At 70.3% G+C, this 14,314-nt stretch carries 14 protein-coding genes; 3 read left to right on the top strand and 11 right to left on the bottom strand.

The window, feature by feature from the left end:
• Positions 1-123: 123 nt before the first annotated feature.
• The 3 genes from ABT171_RS06505 to rimP all read right to left on the bottom strand — a co-directional run bounded on the left by ABT171_RS06505 (position 124) and on the right by rimP (position 2,038).
• On the bottom strand, positions 124-420 hold the full coding sequence (locus tag ABT171_RS06505) for a YlxR family protein (protein WP_351240436.1): 297 nt from the start codon (positions 418-420) through the stop codon (positions 124-126).
• 101 nt (positions 421-521) lie between these two features.
• A complete protein-coding gene (gene nusA, locus ABT171_RS06500; protein WP_351240434.1) occupies positions 522-1,508 on the bottom strand; it encodes a transcription termination factor NusA in 987 nt (328 codons plus the stop codon).
• Between the two features lie 2 nt (positions 1,509-1,510).
• A complete protein-coding gene (rimP, locus tag ABT171_RS06495) occupies positions 1,511-2,038 on the bottom strand; it encodes a ribosome maturation factor RimP (protein WP_351240431.1) in 528 nt (175 codons plus the stop codon).
• A 230-nt stretch (positions 2,039-2,268) separates the two neighbouring features.
• On the opposite strand from rimP, the gene ABT171_RS06490 reads away from it, so the two are divergent.
• From ABT171_RS06490 to ABT171_RS06480, 3 genes are read left to right on the top strand one after another with little or no spacing between them, the layout of a single operon-like run.
• On the top strand, positions 2,269-2,772 hold the full coding sequence (locus ABT171_RS06490; protein WP_351240429.1) for a hypothetical protein: 504 nt from the start codon (positions 2,269-2,271) through the stop codon (positions 2,770-2,772).
• Positions 2,769-3,278 (top strand): ferritin-like domain-containing protein, encoded by a 510-nt coding sequence (locus tag ABT171_RS06485; RefSeq protein ID WP_351240427.1) that lies wholly within the window; start codon positions 2,769-2,771, stop codon positions 3,276-3,278. Before ABT171_RS06490 ends, ABT171_RS06485 begins: the two co-directional genes overlap by 4 nt.
• A gap of 52 nt (positions 3,279-3,330) precedes the next feature.
• Positions 3,331-4,230, top strand: a complete 900-nt coding sequence (locus tag ABT171_RS06480) for an aminoglycoside phosphotransferase family protein (RefSeq protein WP_351240425.1) — start codon at positions 3,331-3,333, stop codon at positions 4,228-4,230.
• A gap of 63 nt (positions 4,231-4,293) precedes the next feature.
• Here ABT171_RS06480 and ABT171_RS06475 read toward each other — a convergent pair whose 3' ends face one another.
• The 8 genes from ABT171_RS06475 to ABT171_RS06440 all read right to left on the bottom strand — a co-directional run bounded on the left by ABT171_RS06475 (position 4,294) and on the right by ABT171_RS06440 (position 14,229).
• The gene (locus ABT171_RS06475) at positions 4,294-5,997 is read right to left on the bottom strand and encodes a proline--tRNA ligase (protein WP_351240423.1); all 1,704 of its coding nucleotides are present in this window, start codon (positions 5,995-5,997) and stop codon (positions 4,294-4,296) included.
• 100 nt (positions 5,998-6,097) lie between these two features.
• Positions 6,098-6,628: a GNAT family N-acetyltransferase gene (locus tag ABT171_RS06470; RefSeq protein ID WP_351240421.1), complete on the bottom strand. Its 531-nt coding sequence runs from the start codon at positions 6,626-6,628 to the stop codon at positions 6,098-6,100.
• 29 nt (positions 6,629-6,657) lie between these two features.
• Entirely contained in the window at positions 6,658-7,506 is an 849-nt protein-coding gene (locus tag ABT171_RS06465) for a GNAT family N-acetyltransferase (RefSeq protein ID WP_351240419.1), read from the bottom strand.
• 91 nt (positions 7,507-7,597) lie between these two features.
• Complete coding sequence (locus ABT171_RS06460; RefSeq protein WP_351240417.1) at positions 7,598-8,392, bottom strand: hypothetical protein; 795 nt, start codon at positions 8,390-8,392, stop codon at positions 7,598-7,600.
• A complete protein-coding gene (locus ABT171_RS06455) occupies positions 8,389-12,702 on the bottom strand; it encodes a DUF6531 domain-containing protein (RefSeq protein WP_351240415.1) in 4,314 nt (1,437 codons plus the stop codon). The genes ABT171_RS06460 and ABT171_RS06455 overlap by 4 nt, the downstream gene beginning before the upstream one ends.
• Positions 12,699-13,106: a WXG100 family type VII secretion target gene (locus tag ABT171_RS06450; RefSeq protein ID WP_351240413.1), complete on the bottom strand. Its 408-nt coding sequence runs from the start codon at positions 13,104-13,106 to the stop codon at positions 12,699-12,701. The genes ABT171_RS06455 and ABT171_RS06450 overlap by 4 nt, the downstream gene beginning before the upstream one ends.
• A 74-nt stretch (positions 13,107-13,180) precedes the next feature.
• Positions 13,181-13,378 carry a DUF397 domain-containing protein gene (locus tag ABT171_RS06445; RefSeq protein WP_351240411.1) on the bottom strand — a complete coding sequence of 66 codons (198 nt, stop codon included), beginning with the start codon at positions 13,376-13,378 and terminating at the stop codon, positions 13,181-13,183.
• Positions 13,375-14,229, bottom strand: a complete 855-nt coding sequence (locus tag ABT171_RS06440) for a helix-turn-helix domain-containing protein (protein WP_351240409.1) — start codon at positions 14,227-14,229, stop codon at positions 13,375-13,377. Before ABT171_RS06440 ends, ABT171_RS06445 begins: the two co-directional genes overlap by 4 nt.
• Positions 14,230-14,314: the final 85 nt, after the last annotated feature.

Here is a 14,314-nt window from a genome sequence, read left to right as displayed (position 1 = left end):
TGAAGCCGGACCGTCGCTAGTTCATGGGCGTACTCATCGCGTACTCATCGAGTGCTCATCGCAATCTCGACCTGCTTTCGACTCGCGAGGTACCAGGCCGCACGGGGTTCCGTACGGCACGTCTTACGGTGTTGCCTGCTCGGCAACTCTTGTCTGCTCGACGTACTGGCGCAACGCCTTTGTGTCGAGCGGCCCCGGGGCGCGCAGTGCCCGCGGGAACGCCCGGCGGCGTACCGCCTGGTCGAGACAGACCAGGGCGGGGTGTACGTAGGCACCCCGGCCGGGCAGCGTACCGCGAGGATCGGGGGCGCATGCGTCCTCGATCCTCACGATCCGCAACAGATCGTTTTTGGCCGCCCGCTTCCGGCACCCCACACAGGTGCGTTCAGGGCATGCTCCGGCGTGCGTCCGGCCAGACACAGTTAAGTCTACCTCCCCGTAGCGACCTCACCCCTTCGGGGCAAAGATCGAACGGTTGTTGTCGTGATCTCAGCGACCTGCGGCCGGGATTTATTCCCCGCCTATTCCCCGGCCTGCTCGGTGTCGGGCCGGATGTCGATGCGCCAGCCGGTGAGCCGGGCGGCGAGCCGGGCGTTCTGCCCCTCCTTGCCGATCGCGAGCGACAGCTGGTAGTCCGGCACGGTGACCCGGGCGGAGCGGGCGGCCATGTCGACGACCTCCACCTTGCTCACCCGAGCGGGTGACAGGGCGTTGGCCACCATCTCGGCCGGGTCGTCCGACCAGTCGACGATGTCGATCTTCTCGCCGTTCAGCTCGCCCATCACATTGCGCACCCGGCCGCCCATCGGGCCGATGCAGGCGCCCTTGGCGTTCAGGCCCGAACGGGTGGACCGTACGGCGATCTTGGTGCGGTGACCGGCCTCACGGGCGATCGCGGCGATCTCGACGGACCCGTCGGCGATCTCCGGCACCTCCAGGGCGAAGAGCTTCTTCACCAGGTTCGGGTGCGTACGGGACAGGGTGACCGACGGTCCCCGGACGCCCTTCGCCACCCGGACGACGTACGACCGCAGGCGCATGCCGTGCGGGTAGGTCTCGCCGGGCACCTGCTCCTGCACCGGCAGGATGGCCTCCAGCTTGCCGATGTCGACCAGCACGTTCTTCGGGTCGCGGCCCTGCTGGACCACGCCGGTGACGATGTCGCCCTCGCGCCCGGCGTACTCGCCGAGCGTCGCGTCGTCCTCGGCGTCGCGCAGCCGCTGCAGGATCACCTGCTTGGCGGTGGTGGCGGCGATACGGCCGAAGCCCGACGGGGTGTCGTCGAACTCGCGCGGCTCCTGCCCCTCTTCCAGGTCCTCGGGGTCCTCCTTCGCCCACACGGTCACATGCCCGGTCTCCCGGTTGAGCTCCACGCGCGCGTGTCGGCGGCTTCCCTCGGTGCGGTGGTAGGCGATGAGGAGGGCCGACTCGATCGCCTCGACCAGCAGGTCGAAGGAGATCTCCTTCTCCCTGACCAAGCCCCGCAGGGCGCTCATGTCGATGTCCACGGCTACGCCTCCTCCTCTTCCTTCATGTCCTTCTCGGCCTTGTCGGCCTTGTCTTCCTTGCGGTTGAACTCGACCTGCACGCGCGCCTTGTCGATCTCCGGGAAGCCGAGCCTGCGGGTGGTCGCCTTGCGGCCCTTGACCCCGGGTACCTCGACGTCGAGACCGTCCTCGTCGACCGTCAGGATCCTGGCGACCAGTTCGCCGCCCTCGGTCAGCTGGAACTTCACGAGCCGGTCGGTGGCGCGCACGAAGTGCCGGTGCTCGGTGAGGAGGCGCTCCGCGCCGGGGGTTCCGACCTCCAGGTCGTACGCCGCGTCGCCCATCGCGTTGGTCTCGTCGAGCTTCGCCGAGAGCGCACGGCTCACATCGGCGATGGTGTCCAGATCCGCTCCGGTGTCGGAGTCGACGACCACGCGCAGCACCCGCTTGCGTCCGACGGAGTCCACGGCGATCTCTTCGAGATCCAGCCCCTGGGAGGTGACGAGCGGTTCCAGCAGCTCTCGCAGCCTCTCGCTCTGGGTGGTGCTCATCCGGGTGACTCCTCGGCCGCGTGTGCTGTTGTGGGATGGGTCGCGTGTCTGGTCAAAGGGTATCCGGTCGCGAGGACTGTTGCTGTCCCCTCCAGGGGTGGGGCTGCCCCGCGCGCCTCGGGCGGGTCCGCTGAGCCGGTGACGAGAAGCGGAGGTGTGCGCGGGTACCGTGATCACGGCGGGGTGCCCTCCCGCCCGTGTGTTCGTACCAGGCCCCGAGGACATCAGCCGTGCCGTACCCGCCACCTTTCCGCACCCCGTCGGGGCCGCGCAGAAGATCCCTGCTCGCCTCGGCCGCCGGCACCGCGCTGCTGGTGGGCTGTTCGGCCGATCCGGATTCCGGCGGCAGCGGCGGCCCGTCGGCGACGGCACGGGCACGCGCGCGTGCCGCGGGGGACAGCCGTGGGCTGCTGGAGCGGTACGACGCCGTCCTCGCGGCGCATCCGGGGCTCGCGGAGCGGCTGCGCCCGCTGCGCGCCCAGGTCGCCGCCCACGCCGCGGCCTTCACGGACGGTGCGCCGCCCACGACGGCGGCCTCGGACTCCCCCTCCCCCGCCCCGGTTCCGGCCGGGGAGAAGGACGCGCTGGCCTCTCTGGCCGCCGCCGAGCGCGCCCTCGCCGACCGGCGTGCGAAGGAGCTGCTGGAGGTGCCGGGCGAGCTGGCGCGGCTGCTGGCGTCGGTGGCGGCGGCGGGCGCCACGCACGCGTACCTGCTGACGGAGGCGGCGAAGTGAGCGGCCGGGCGAGGGACGAGTCGAAGGCGGCCGAGCTGACCGCGCTGCAGGCGTCGCTGGCGGCCGAACACGCGGCGGTGTACGGGTACGGCGTCGTCGGCGGCCGGATCGGCGCGGCGCGCCAGTCGGAGGCGCGGGCGGCCTACGACGCCCACCGGGCGCGCCGGGACGCGCTGACCCTGGAGATCCGCGACCTGGGCGGCCAGCCGGTCGCCGCGAACGCCGCGTACGCGCTGCCGTTCCCGGTGCCGGACGCGGCCGCGGCCGTACGGCTCGCCGCCCGGCTGGAGGAGCGGCTGGCCGGCGTGTACGCGGACCTGGTGCGGGCGGCGACGGGCGCGCGGCGCGGTGCGGCCGCCGCGGCGCTGCGGGAGGCCGCGGTGCGCGCGGTGCGCTGGAGCGGCGAGAGCGTAGCCTTCCCTGGGCTCGCCGAGCGGGCCGGCGAGGGGGCGGGCGCGGCCGGTGCGGCCCCGTCGGCCGCCGCCCCGGCGGCACCGTCACGGTGACCCGGTGAGCGCCCGTACGACAGGAGCCGGACTGGAAGGGAACGACTCGCGCATGGCTTTCGAACCGCCGCCGCGCCTGGTACGGGCGCTCGGTGAGACGGCACCGGCCGGGGACGCCTGGCTGGCGGAGCTGCCCGTGATCGCCGAACGGGCCGTCGCCAGGGACGACTTGACCGTGGAGCGGGTCCAGGTGCCGGGCGGGCGCAGCAGCCTCGTGGTGCTGGTGCGGCGGGCGGACGGCACCCCGGCCGTACTGAAGCTCGCCCCGCCGAGGGCCCGCCCGGAGAGCGAGCGGGCGGCGCTGGCGCACTGGGGCGGACGGGGCGCCGTAGAGCTGCTGGACACCGGTGCCGGGGACGGTGTGCTGCTGCTGGAGCGGCTGCACCCGGATGTGTCGGTGCGGTCGCTGCCGGAGGCGAAGGCGCTGCTGGAGGCGGCGGGGACGCTGCGGCGGCTGTGGGTGGAGCCGCCGGCCGGACACACCTTCGAGACCGTCGCCGAGCGCACCGGGCGGCAGGCGACGGCCATGCGGGCGGGCGCCGACGCGGACCCCGAGGTGGCACCGCTGGTCGACGCGGCGCTCACGGCCCGCGAGCAGCTGCTGGCCGCCCCGCCCGAGCAGCGGTTGCTCCACGGCACGTTCCGGCAGAGCAAGGTGCTCGCCGCGGAGCGGATGCCGTGGCTCGCGGTGGGGCCGGATCCGGTGGTGGGCGAGTGTGCGTTCGACCTGGCGCGGCTGGTGCGCGACCGGGTGGAGGACCTGATCGCGGCGCCGTCCGGAGCGGCTGTCGTCCGGCGGCGGGTGAAGCGGCTCGCGGAGTCGCTGGACGTGGATCAGGAGCGGCTGCGCGGGTGGACGCTGTTCCGGGCGGTGGAGTCCGGTGTACGGGCGCTGCGGGTGGGGCGGCCGAAGGACGGGGAGCTGTTGCTGGAGTTCGCGGGGTGGCTCTAGGGAGCCGAGCGGCCGAAGCCCCCTGGGGCGCGCGCTCCCAGGGGGCTTCCTTCCGGTTCTTCGCTACGCCGTCAGGCGGGCGATCGCGTCCTGCACGGACAGTTCCTCGCGCTCGCCGGTCCTGCGGTCCTTCAGCTCCAGCACGCCCTCACCGGAGCGGCGGCCGGCCACCAGGATCTGCGGCACGCCGATCAGCTCCGCGTCGGTGAACTTCACGCCCGGGGAGACCCCGGCCCGGTCGTCCACCAGGACGCGGACACCGGCGGCGGCCAGCTTCTCGGCGACGTCGAGGGCCAGCTCGGTCTGCAGGGCCTTGCCGGCCGCGACCACGTGCACATCGGCCGGCGCGACCTCCTTGGCCCACACCAGGCCCTTGTCGTCGGCGTGCTGCTCGGCGAGGGCGGCGACGGCGCGGGAGACGCCGATGCCGTAGGAGCCCATGGTGACGCGGACCGGCTTGCCGTTCTGGCCGAGGACGTCCAGCTTGAGGGCGTCGGTGTACTTGCGGCCCAGCTGGAAGATGTGGCCGATCTCGATGGCGCGGTCCAGCTTGAGGCCGGTGCCGCACTTGGGGCAGGGGTCGCCCTCCTGCACGACCACGACGTCGACGTACTCGCCGACCTCGAAGTCACGGCCGGCGACGACGTTCTTCGCGTGCGTGTGCTCCTTGTTGGCGCCGGTGATCCAGGCGGTGCCGGGGGCCACGCGCGGGTCGGCGATGTACTTCACCTTCTCGCCCAGGCCCTGCGGGCCGACGTAGCCGCGGACCAGGTCGGGACGGCCGGCGAAGTCCCCCTCGGTGACCATCTCGACGACGGCCGGGGCGAAGTGCGCCTCGACCTTGCCCAGGTCCACCTCGCGGTCACCGGGCACGCCCACGGCGACGATCTCGCCGTCCACCTTCACCAGCAGGTTCTTCAGCGTGGCGGAGGCCGGTACGCCGAGGGAGGCGGCCAGGGTCTCGATGGTCGGGGTGTCGGGGGTGGGGATCTCCTCCAGGGCCGGGACGGCCGAGCCGTCCACCGGCCGGAGCGCATACGTGATCGCCTCCGTGTTGGCGGCGAAGTCGCAGTTCGGGCAGTCCGCGAAGGTGTCCTCGCCGGCCTCGGCCGGAGCGAGGAACTCCTCCGACTTCGAGCCGCCCATGGCGCCGGCGGTGGCGGCGCAGATGCGGTAGTCCAGCCCGAGGCGCTCGAAGATGCGCTGGTAGGCCGCGCGGTGCAGGGCGTAGGACTTCGCCAGGCCCTCGTCCTCGGTGTCGAAGGAGTACGAGTCCTTCATCAGGAACTCGCGGCCGCGCAGGATGCCGGCGCGGGGGCGGGCCTCGTCCCGGAACTTGGTCTGGATCTGGTACAGGATCACCGGCAGGTCCTTGTAGGACGTGCACTGGTCCTTGACCAGGAGGGTGAAGATCTCCTCGTGGGTGGGGCCGAGGAGGTAGTCGCCGCCCTTGCGGTCCTTGAGCCGGAACAGCTCCTGCCCGTACTCGTCCCAGCGGCCGGTCGCCTCGTAGGGCTCACGGGGCAGCAGGGCGGGGAGGGTGACCTCCTGGGCGCCGATGGCGTCCATCTCCTCGCGGACGATCCGCTCGACGTTGGCGAGGACCTTCTTGCCGAGCGGCAGCCAGCTCCAGATGCCGGCGGCCGTGCGGCGGACGTAACCGGCGCGGACGAGGAGCTTGTGGCTGAGGACCTCGGCGTCCGCCGGGTCGTCGCGCAGCGTCTTCGCCATCAACTGGGACATGCGCTGGACCGGTGCGTTCGCCATGGTTCTCGTACTCCTGCCGGGTAAGGGTGATGGCACAGGAGGTTAGCCGGGCTGGCTGTGCCGGTGGAAATCGGATATGACCCGGGCTTTGCCCGCAGCCCTATCTGCGCCGCAGCGGCAGCGGGGCACCCATCACCACGTACGGACGCGGCGCGCTCGGGAAGTGGACCTGGCGGGCGAGGTCCACATAGCCGAGGGAGTGGTAGAGGCCGCGGGCCGGGCTGTCGGTGTCGATCGCGGAGAGGATCGAGCGGGGTTCGGCGGCGGTGTCGGTGATCGTGGTGATCAGGCGGCGGCCGATGCCGCGGTTCTGGTGGTCGGGGTGGACGTGCAGCTCGGTGATCACGAAGGAGTCGTCGAGCCAGAAGTCGTGGCCGCCCGCGCGGAGGTAGGGCTCCACGACGGTGGACCACCAGTGCGTGCGGGCGTTCGGCATGCCGTACACGAACCCCACGAGGTGGCCGCCGACCGTGGCCCCGAGGGCCCTCGCTCCCCGGTACTGCATATGGCGCTGGACGATCTGACGGCGTACGGCGACTTCGTCGGGGCCGAGCCCGAAGGCGACGGCCTGGACGGCGAGGGCCTCGTCGACGTGGGCTGCGAGGTCCAGGGGGCCGATCACGAGGTCCATGACGGGAGCGTACCGGTGTGCACAGGAGTTCAGAACAGCACGCTCATGAAGGCGCCGACCTCCTGGAAGCCCACCCGGCGGTACGTCCGCCGCGCCGCCGTGTTGAAGTCGTTCACGTAGAGGCTGGCGACCGGGGCCACGTCGGCGAGCGCATACCGCAGGACCGCCGCCATGCCGGGGGCGGCGAGCCCCCTCCCCCGGTACTCGGGGGCCACCCACACACCCTGGATCTGGCAGGCCTGGCGGGTCGCCGCGCCGATCTCCGCCTTGAAGACGACCTTGCCGTGCTCGTCGAGGCGGGCGAAGGAGCGGCCGGCGCCGACGAGTTCGGCGACGCGGGCCTGGTACAGCAGCCCGCCGTCACCGGCGAGCGGCGACACCCCGACCTCCTCGGTGAACATCGCCACGCACGCCGGCATGATCGTCTCCATCTCGTCCTTGCGGACGCGACGGACATAGGGGTCCGGGGCGATGTCGGCGGGCATGCGGTCGGTGACCATCAGCGGCTGGTGGGCGCGGACGTCGCGGGCGGGGCCCCAGTGCGGCTCCAGCAGGCGCCACAGCGCGGCGGTGGGCCCGGCGGGGCCGACGATGGAGGAGCAGCGCCGTCCGGCCCGCCTCGCCCGGTCCGCGAAGGCGCGGACGGCGCGCGGGGTGGCACAGACCGGGACCAGGTTGGCGCCCGCGTAGCACAGGGACGTGAGCATGCCGTCCTCGTACCAGCCCCACATCTCGCCGCCCAGGCGCCACGGGTCCAGCCCGGCGACCTGCACCCGGGCCGCCACGAAGGCGTTCGCCACCGGCTCGCGGCCGAGGACGGCGAGCGCGGCGTCGAGGTCACTCGGTTCGAGCACCCGGGAGCTGGTCTGGGTCAACACGTACGGGGCCTCACCCTGGGGTTCTGCTGGTCTCGGCACTGTACCCCGAGGGGTTGCGAGGCGCTCCGGAGCGAGGATCGGGGGCCCTGCGTCATTTCAGGATCGAACGGCGGAAATCGTTCCAGACTCCGCGAACTGCTGCCGAAAGCTCGGCAGCGGACAGGTCGCCGGGCTCTCGTAGATCCGGTTCGACTTCGTAATCCTCAAGGAGCATGAAAACGCGATCAAAAAGATCCGCGAGAGGACCCTGGATGCGTTCGCCGTCCATTTGGGAGGCGCGCCGCGCCTTCCACCAGCCGTGGGCGAAATCGGACGCTGTGCACGTCCCTTCCACCAACTGGTCGAGCAGCTCCAGCTGCCTTGCCGCAGAGCTTCCGGGAGCCACGTCCGACGGACGGGACCATGCTCTCTGCCGAGCGGGGTAGGAATCTGCCACAGCGGTCAGGCCAGGGTGCCGATGCTGGAGGGAACCCGCATATCGACGGAAACGCGCGCGTGCCGTGTCCGTTCCTTCGCCGACTGCGGAAGCCATGAATTTATCGGTTCCGCCGACGAGTGCATAACCCGCTTCCGGGAACAGTACGGCTCCCTGGAGGTCGGGCGTGTAGATGACGGACGGTGGTTGCACGTCCGCCTGCCCCAGATTCACCGGGAGCAGCGGTGTGTTTTCGACGTGATCGCCGAGCCGGGCCCACAGGACGTGCTGCGCCCCGACAGCCCGACAGCCGGCCGTCACCCTGCGAATCAGCGCCGTGTCCATGTGTGAGCCCGCAGGTACCGGTGCGACCGACTTGCTCCGCAGCCAGGAGGGGGAGAAGGCCGCCCTGTCCGGGGCGAGGATCGCGGTGAGATCCGGTTCTTCTTCACCTGCCGCCTTCACCATCACCAGAGGAACCCCTTGTCGACAATCCCCTGGAACTGCTTGTCTCCCAGTTTCCAAGCAGACCAGAACGTTCCATCAGAATGCAGCATCACCATCTTCTGGGATGCCGGATCAATAAATCCGACCGCAGAGCCTTGGTTGCGATAATTGAAACGGTACATCTTCGTCCCGTCTGCGGTCATGTGCTCACGCATGGCGTCTTGGAAACGCTGCAGATTTGCCTTGTTCAGGTTTCCGGGATTATCCAGGAAGTCTCCGGCATGAGCGTGGAACTTCTTGCTCATGGTCTTCTGACTGGAGAAGTCGGCCTTGTCTGCCCAACCTCCCCGGGCACACGGGGCGAGCCCGAGCGGGTCAGTCCACTCTTGAGGATTGAGAACATATCCTACTGGGTTCGGCGCCGGTGCAAGGCCCAGAGGATCCGCGGTCAGGTAGCGGGCGGTTTCGGGGTCGTAGTGGCGGAAGTAGTTGTAGTGGAGGCCGGTTTCCGGGTCGTAGTACTGGCCGGGGAAGCGCAGGGGTGTGTAGGTGGTGCTGTTGGTAGCCCATGCCGTGGTGCCCCACAGGGTGCTGCGTGTGCGCCAGGCTATGTCACCGTGTTCGTCGATCAGTTCGCTGGGGGTGCCGACGAGGTCGGTGACTATGGCGAAGAAGCGGGAGTCGATCTCGTCCTGCGGGGCGTCGGCCGCGGTGATGCGTTCCGTCTGGGCCAGGGGGCGCAGGCCCTGGTGGTCCCAGGTGAGGGTGACCGGGTTGGGGAGGGACGCAGAGGTTGTCGTCTGCTCGCAGAGAGTGGTGCCGTCCCAGGTGAAGTCCACCCGTTCCAGGACCGTTTCGCCGTCCGCAGCGAGGCGGAGTTTTGCGGTGCGGCGGCCCAGGGGGTCGTAGGTGTAGCGCCAGCGGGTGCCGTCGGGGGTGACGACCGAGGTCAGGCGGTCCTCGGCGTCCCACTCGTAGTGCCAGGTGTCCGGCTTGCGGGACAGGCGGGTCTTCTGGCGGAGGGTGATGCGGCCCAGGGCGTCGTGTTCGTAGCGGACGTTGCCGGCGCGGGTGATGCGGGTGCCCGCGTAGGTGCGGGGGCCGGTTGCCTCGGCACCGGGGTGGTTCGCCGGCCAGATGGCTTCCGTCTGGTTGCCCGCCTCGTCGTAGGCGTAGCGCTCCGTCCAGTCCGCCGCGTGGACCGCTGTCACCCTGCCCGTCGCGTCCAGGTCGAAGCGGCGGGTGCCCGAGAGTTGGTCATCGATGCCGATGACGTTGCCGTCGGCGCGGTAGGTGTACGCCCGGCTCTGCAGCGTGCGGCCCTGTGCGCCGGTCACCGACTGGGTGGTCAGGCGGCCCAGGGGGTCGAAGGTGTGCTCCAGGGTGATCGTTTCGGCTATACGGCGGGTCAGTTCGCGGCCCGCCTCGTCGTAGGCGAAGTCGATCGTGCGGCCGTTGGTCGTCAGCCGGGTGCGGTTGCCCGCCGCGTCGTACGACCACGTGGAAACGGCGCCGGTCGGTGTGGTGCGGCCCGTGCGGCGGCCCAGGGAGTCGTAGGCGTAGGTCAGCGTCCGGCCGTTGACCGTTTCCGACTGCAGGCGGCCGTAGCGGTCGCGCAGCAGCGTCAGGGCCGTGCCGTCCGGGCCCGTTGCCTGGGCGAGTTGGTCGGTGAAGTCGTAGGCGTACGTGGTGAGGGCACCGGAGGCGTCCTTGGTGGTGATGCGGCCCAGGACGTCGCGTTCGAAGGACGTGACCTCGCCAAGGGCGTTCCGGCGGGAGATCAGGCGGCCCGTCGGGTCGTACCCGTACGTCAGTGTGCGGTCGTCGAAGTCCTTCTCCGACAGCAGGCGGCCGGCCGGGTCGTAGGTGTACTCCCACGTCAGGCCCTGCGGATTCGTGACCTTCGTCAGGTTCAGTTCGGTGTCGTGGGTGAACTCGTACCGGACGCCGTCCGGGCCTGTGCGGGCGGACAGGAGGTCGAAGTGGGTGTACTCGAAGCGGGTGACGCCGCCGAGGGGGTCCGTGTGGCTGGTGCAGTTGCCCTCGCCGTCGTACGTCCAGCTCTCCGTCGCGCCGTCGGGGGCCGTGCGGCGGGCCAGGTGGCCTTCCACCGTCCATTCCAGGTGGGTCGTCGCGCCGGTCGGGTCGGTGATCCCGATCGGGCGGCCGAAGGCGTCCCGGGTGTAGCGGGTGACCGCGCCCAGGGGGTCGGTCACCTCGATGGGGAGGCCCGCGCGGTCGCAGATCACCGTCGTCGTGTTGCCCAGCGGGTCCGTCACCGAGGTCAGGTGGCCGGCCTCCGAGTAGGTGAAGCGGGTGGCCTGGGACCCGGGGTCCGTCACCGTTGTGCGATTGCCCCGCTCGTCGTAGGTACGGCGGTGGGTGTTGCCGTCCGTGCCGGTCACCTTCACCGGCAGGCCCAGGTCGTTGTACTCCGCCCTCGCCTCGCGGCCGTCCGGGCGGATGACCGAGACGAGGTTGCCCTCGTCGTCGTAGCGGAACGTCGTCGTGTGGCCCAGCGGGTCCGTCGTCGAGAGCAGGCGGTTGTAGCGGTCGCGGGTGAAGTGGGTCGCCGCGCCGAGCGGGTCGATCTCGGTGACGACCTGGCCATTGGCGTTGATCAGGTAGCGGCGGGTGTGGCCCTCGCCGGTCACCGTGGTGGTGACGCGGTGGCCGGTCGCCGGGTCCGTGTCGTCGTAGGACAGGCGCAGGGCCAGGTGGCCGTGGGAGCCGCTCTCGGCGACGCAGCGGTCCCGGTCGTCGTACTCGTAGGTGTAGCTGCGGTCGTTCGTGTCCGTCCAGGACACCACCCGGCCGCGGTCGTCGTAGCCGAAGCGCAGGGGCAGGCCCGAGCTGTTGACGACCTCCGTCAGGTGGCCCTCGGCGGAGTAGCCGTAGCGCTTGATCTCGACATCGGTGCCGTCCGGGGCCGCGCCCGCCAGGTGCAGGGCCGTGATCCGGCTGCCCGCTGTCGTGATCTTCAGGCGGTAGCCGGCGGAGGAGGCGATCGCGAGTGGGGTGCCCTCGGTGTCGTACTCGAAGGTGAGCCAGTTGCCGTTGCGGTCGTCGATCTGTTCCAGGACCGCCCTGGTCCCGGTCTGGTCGGCGAAGTGCCAGACCCGGCCCGAGCGGGGATCCGTGATCGTGTAGCCGCCGTCCACTCTGTGCAGGGGCCAGCGGTTGCTGCCGTGGGTGGGGAGCGACGGGGCGCCCGGCTGCGGGTGGGGGTAGTCGAGGAGGCGGCCGTCCTCGGTGACGAAGATGATTCCCTCGGCGTCGACGGCCAGGTGCTGGTCGACCGTGGAGGACCAGGACGGGCCGAACCAGCGGCCCAGGTGGTAGCCGGATTCGACGCGGCGGGTGAAGGTCAGCGGGAGGGTGCCGGGGAGTACGACATCGGTCTGCGGCAGGTACATCTTGCCGGTGACCAGGTCGACCGGGTCCGTGTTGTCGTCCTGGACCTTGTTCTTCGGGTTCTCCGCCACCCCCTCGGGGTCCTCGCCCGCGGCCCGGCGGGCGTCGCCCGCCGCGGCCCGCTCGCCCGCGCTCAGGTCGGAGCCGAGGCCGTCGAGTCCGCTGGGCAGGGCGCGGGCGCCGGGGATGGAGATGCCGTCGAAGAGGGCGCGGAAGCCGCCTGCCTCGCCCGCCGCCCTGGCGAGGGCTCCCCCGCCGCCGAACATGCCGCCGAAGACCATGCCGGATGTCGCCGCGTCGCTCGCCTCGTCGAGGCTGAAGCCCTTGCTCTCGCCGGTGGCCATGGAGACCGGCTGGGTGACGGCCAGGTCGACGGCCACCGACTCGACACCGCCGAACGCGGCCGTGGCCAGGGTGGTGCCCGCGATCGTGGCGATCTCCGTGGAGACCTCGATGCCCAGGGTTCCGGCCAGTTCCACGATGCTCGCGGTGGCCGCCGCTGCCGCGCCCTCGGAGATACCGGCCGTGAAGATGGCCAGCGCGGTGCCCGCGACGATGGTCGCGCCGACGATCTCCAGCTCGTGTTCCAGCCTCTTGACCGCCTTGTGCACGACGTCGGCGTACTTGTCGAGCGCCTTGGCCATGCCCCGGGCGGCGTCGGACATGTCCTTGAGCCAGCCGTGGCCGTTGTAGTAGTAGCGGCGCCAGTACGGGTCGTCGAAGGCGGAGATCGCCTCGCCCTTGTTGTTGTCGATGATGCCGCGGGCCGACTTGTTCGCCGCGGACAGTACGTCGTCGATGTCGTCGGCGAAGTCCCGCCAGGCCTTCGCCGCGTCCCGCAGTCCGTCCTCGTCGGCCGCCGGCCACCACATGCCGGTGAGGTCCTGGACGATCTGCTTCGCCTTGTCGGCCGCGCTCACTTCGGCTGGCCCCCGCCCTCGCCGTGGCCGTCGTGCTCCACCTGGATCCGGCTGAACATCGAATGGATCAGCTGCTCGTTGTCGATATGGCCGTCCGCCATGTCCGTCATCGCCGTCTCGATGCTGGCCAGACCCTCGGCGAGGATGGACGCGGCCTTCTCGATCTTCGTGACGTTCGGGCCGTAGACCTTGTGGAACTCCTTGCCCTGCTTGTCGTCGCCCCACGGCGAACCGGCGGCCGCGAGGGCCGTCTTGAGCTTGGTCAGGGCTTTGGTGAGGTCGGTGCTGTGCGTGTGGAAATGCGGAGCCGTCTGCTTCAGATCGGCCATCTTGATGTCGAGTATCTTGCCGTCGCCGCCGCCCTGGTCACCCATGGTGCCGCGCCCCTCCCCGTCAGTCTGCACACCAGCCCGAAAACCCTAGTGAGCACGACGCGTTCGCGATCGGGAGCGGCACCAAAGGGACGGTAAAGTTCCGTTCAGAAGTGCGTAAGCCTCAGGAACCCCTCCCAGGCGGCGGGGGGCAGCGTGAGGGTGGGGGCGGTGGCCGGGTTCTGCTTGGAGTCGCGTACGTGGATGGTGGTGGGGCTGGTGGCGACCTCTACGCATTCGCCGCCCGACCCTGTGCTATAGCTGCTCTTGAACCACGTCAGCTCGGATGAGTCTTCTACCTTCATGTCTCTCCCAGCAACTTCTCTACGAGGGCTAGTGATTCACTCGGCGTCAGGGCCTGGGCGCGCAAGACGCCGTACTGCTGCTCCAGCTCCCTGACCGTCTCACGATCGGTGTAGAGGCGGCTGCTCTTGTAGGCCTCCACATAGGCGATCCTGCGCCCGTTCTTCGTTTCGATCAAGGTGAACGGGCCTTCAATTCCAGCGTGCGCCTCGCGAGTTGTCGGCATCACCTGGATTTCGACGTTGCGACGCTGCCCGTGGAGCAGGATCTGTTCCAACTGCCCACGCATCACCGCCTGCCCGCCCAGCGGTCGGCGTAGCAGGTGCTCCTCGATCACGAAGCTGATGGTCGGGAACACCGGTTGGGCAAAGATGTCCTGCCGGGCCAGACGGGCCGCGACCCGCTTCTGCACAGTCTCCTCATCCAGGAGTGGACGCCACATCCTGCACACGGCAAACGCGTAGTCCTCCGTCTGGAGGAGGCCCGGGATCGCCTTCGTAGCGAACACGTGCAGTTCGACGGCCTTCTTCTCCAGAGCCGCCGCATCCTGGAAGAACGCCGGATACTGCGCCTTCTCCATGTCCTCGATGAGCTCAACAAGTACCCCGCGCGCACCCAGCGCCTCGTCGGCCCGCATGATGAACCGCGCCGGCGGAATACGCCTGCCCTGCTCGAACGACGCGATGGTCGACGCCGAGTACCCGGTACGGGAGCCGAGTTCGGCGCGTTCCATGCCCGCCTGTGTCCGCAGCCGCTTCAACAACCGCCCGAAGATGAGCGGAACACCTGAGCCCGGCTCGGACTCCCCCTCCGCCTCCGGTACTTCCAGCTCTGCCCGCACTTCTTCGCTCACGTACACCCCCAATGTCCTCGCGCCACCCTCGGTCACGGCGCGCCCGCGTACAGCCGCACCCCACGCTCGTACAACGCGCGTTGGT

Source organism: Streptomyces sp. NPDC001851 (assembly GCF_040297165.1).
Taxonomy (GTDB): domain Bacteria; phylum Actinomycetota; class Actinomycetes; order Streptomycetales; family Streptomycetaceae; genus Streptomyces.
Note: the sequence above shows the minus strand (reverse complement) of the source record. Positions and strands in the feature narration are given on the sequence as shown.

Excerpts from the sequence above, each read along its gene's own strand:
- rimP (WP_351240431.1), bottom strand. The coding sequence starts at position 2,038 with ATGAGCACCACCCAGAGCGAGAGGCTGCGAGAGCTGCTGGAACCGCTC.
- ABT171_RS06480 (WP_351240425.1), top strand. The coding sequence starts at position 3,331 with ATGGCTTTCGAACCGCCGCCGCGCCTGGTACGGGCGCTCGGTGAGACG.
- ABT171_RS06475 (WP_351240423.1), bottom strand. The coding sequence starts at position 5,997 with ATGGCGAACGCACCGGTCCAGCGCATGTCCCAGTTGATGGCGAAGACG.
- ABT171_RS06470 (WP_351240421.1), bottom strand. The coding sequence starts at position 6,628 with ATGGACCTCGTGATCGGCCCCCTGGACCTCGCAGCCCACGTCGACGAG.
- ABT171_RS06445 (WP_351240411.1), bottom strand. The coding sequence starts at position 13,378 with ATGAAGGTAGAAGACTCATCCGAGCTGACGTGGTTCAAGAGCAGCTAT.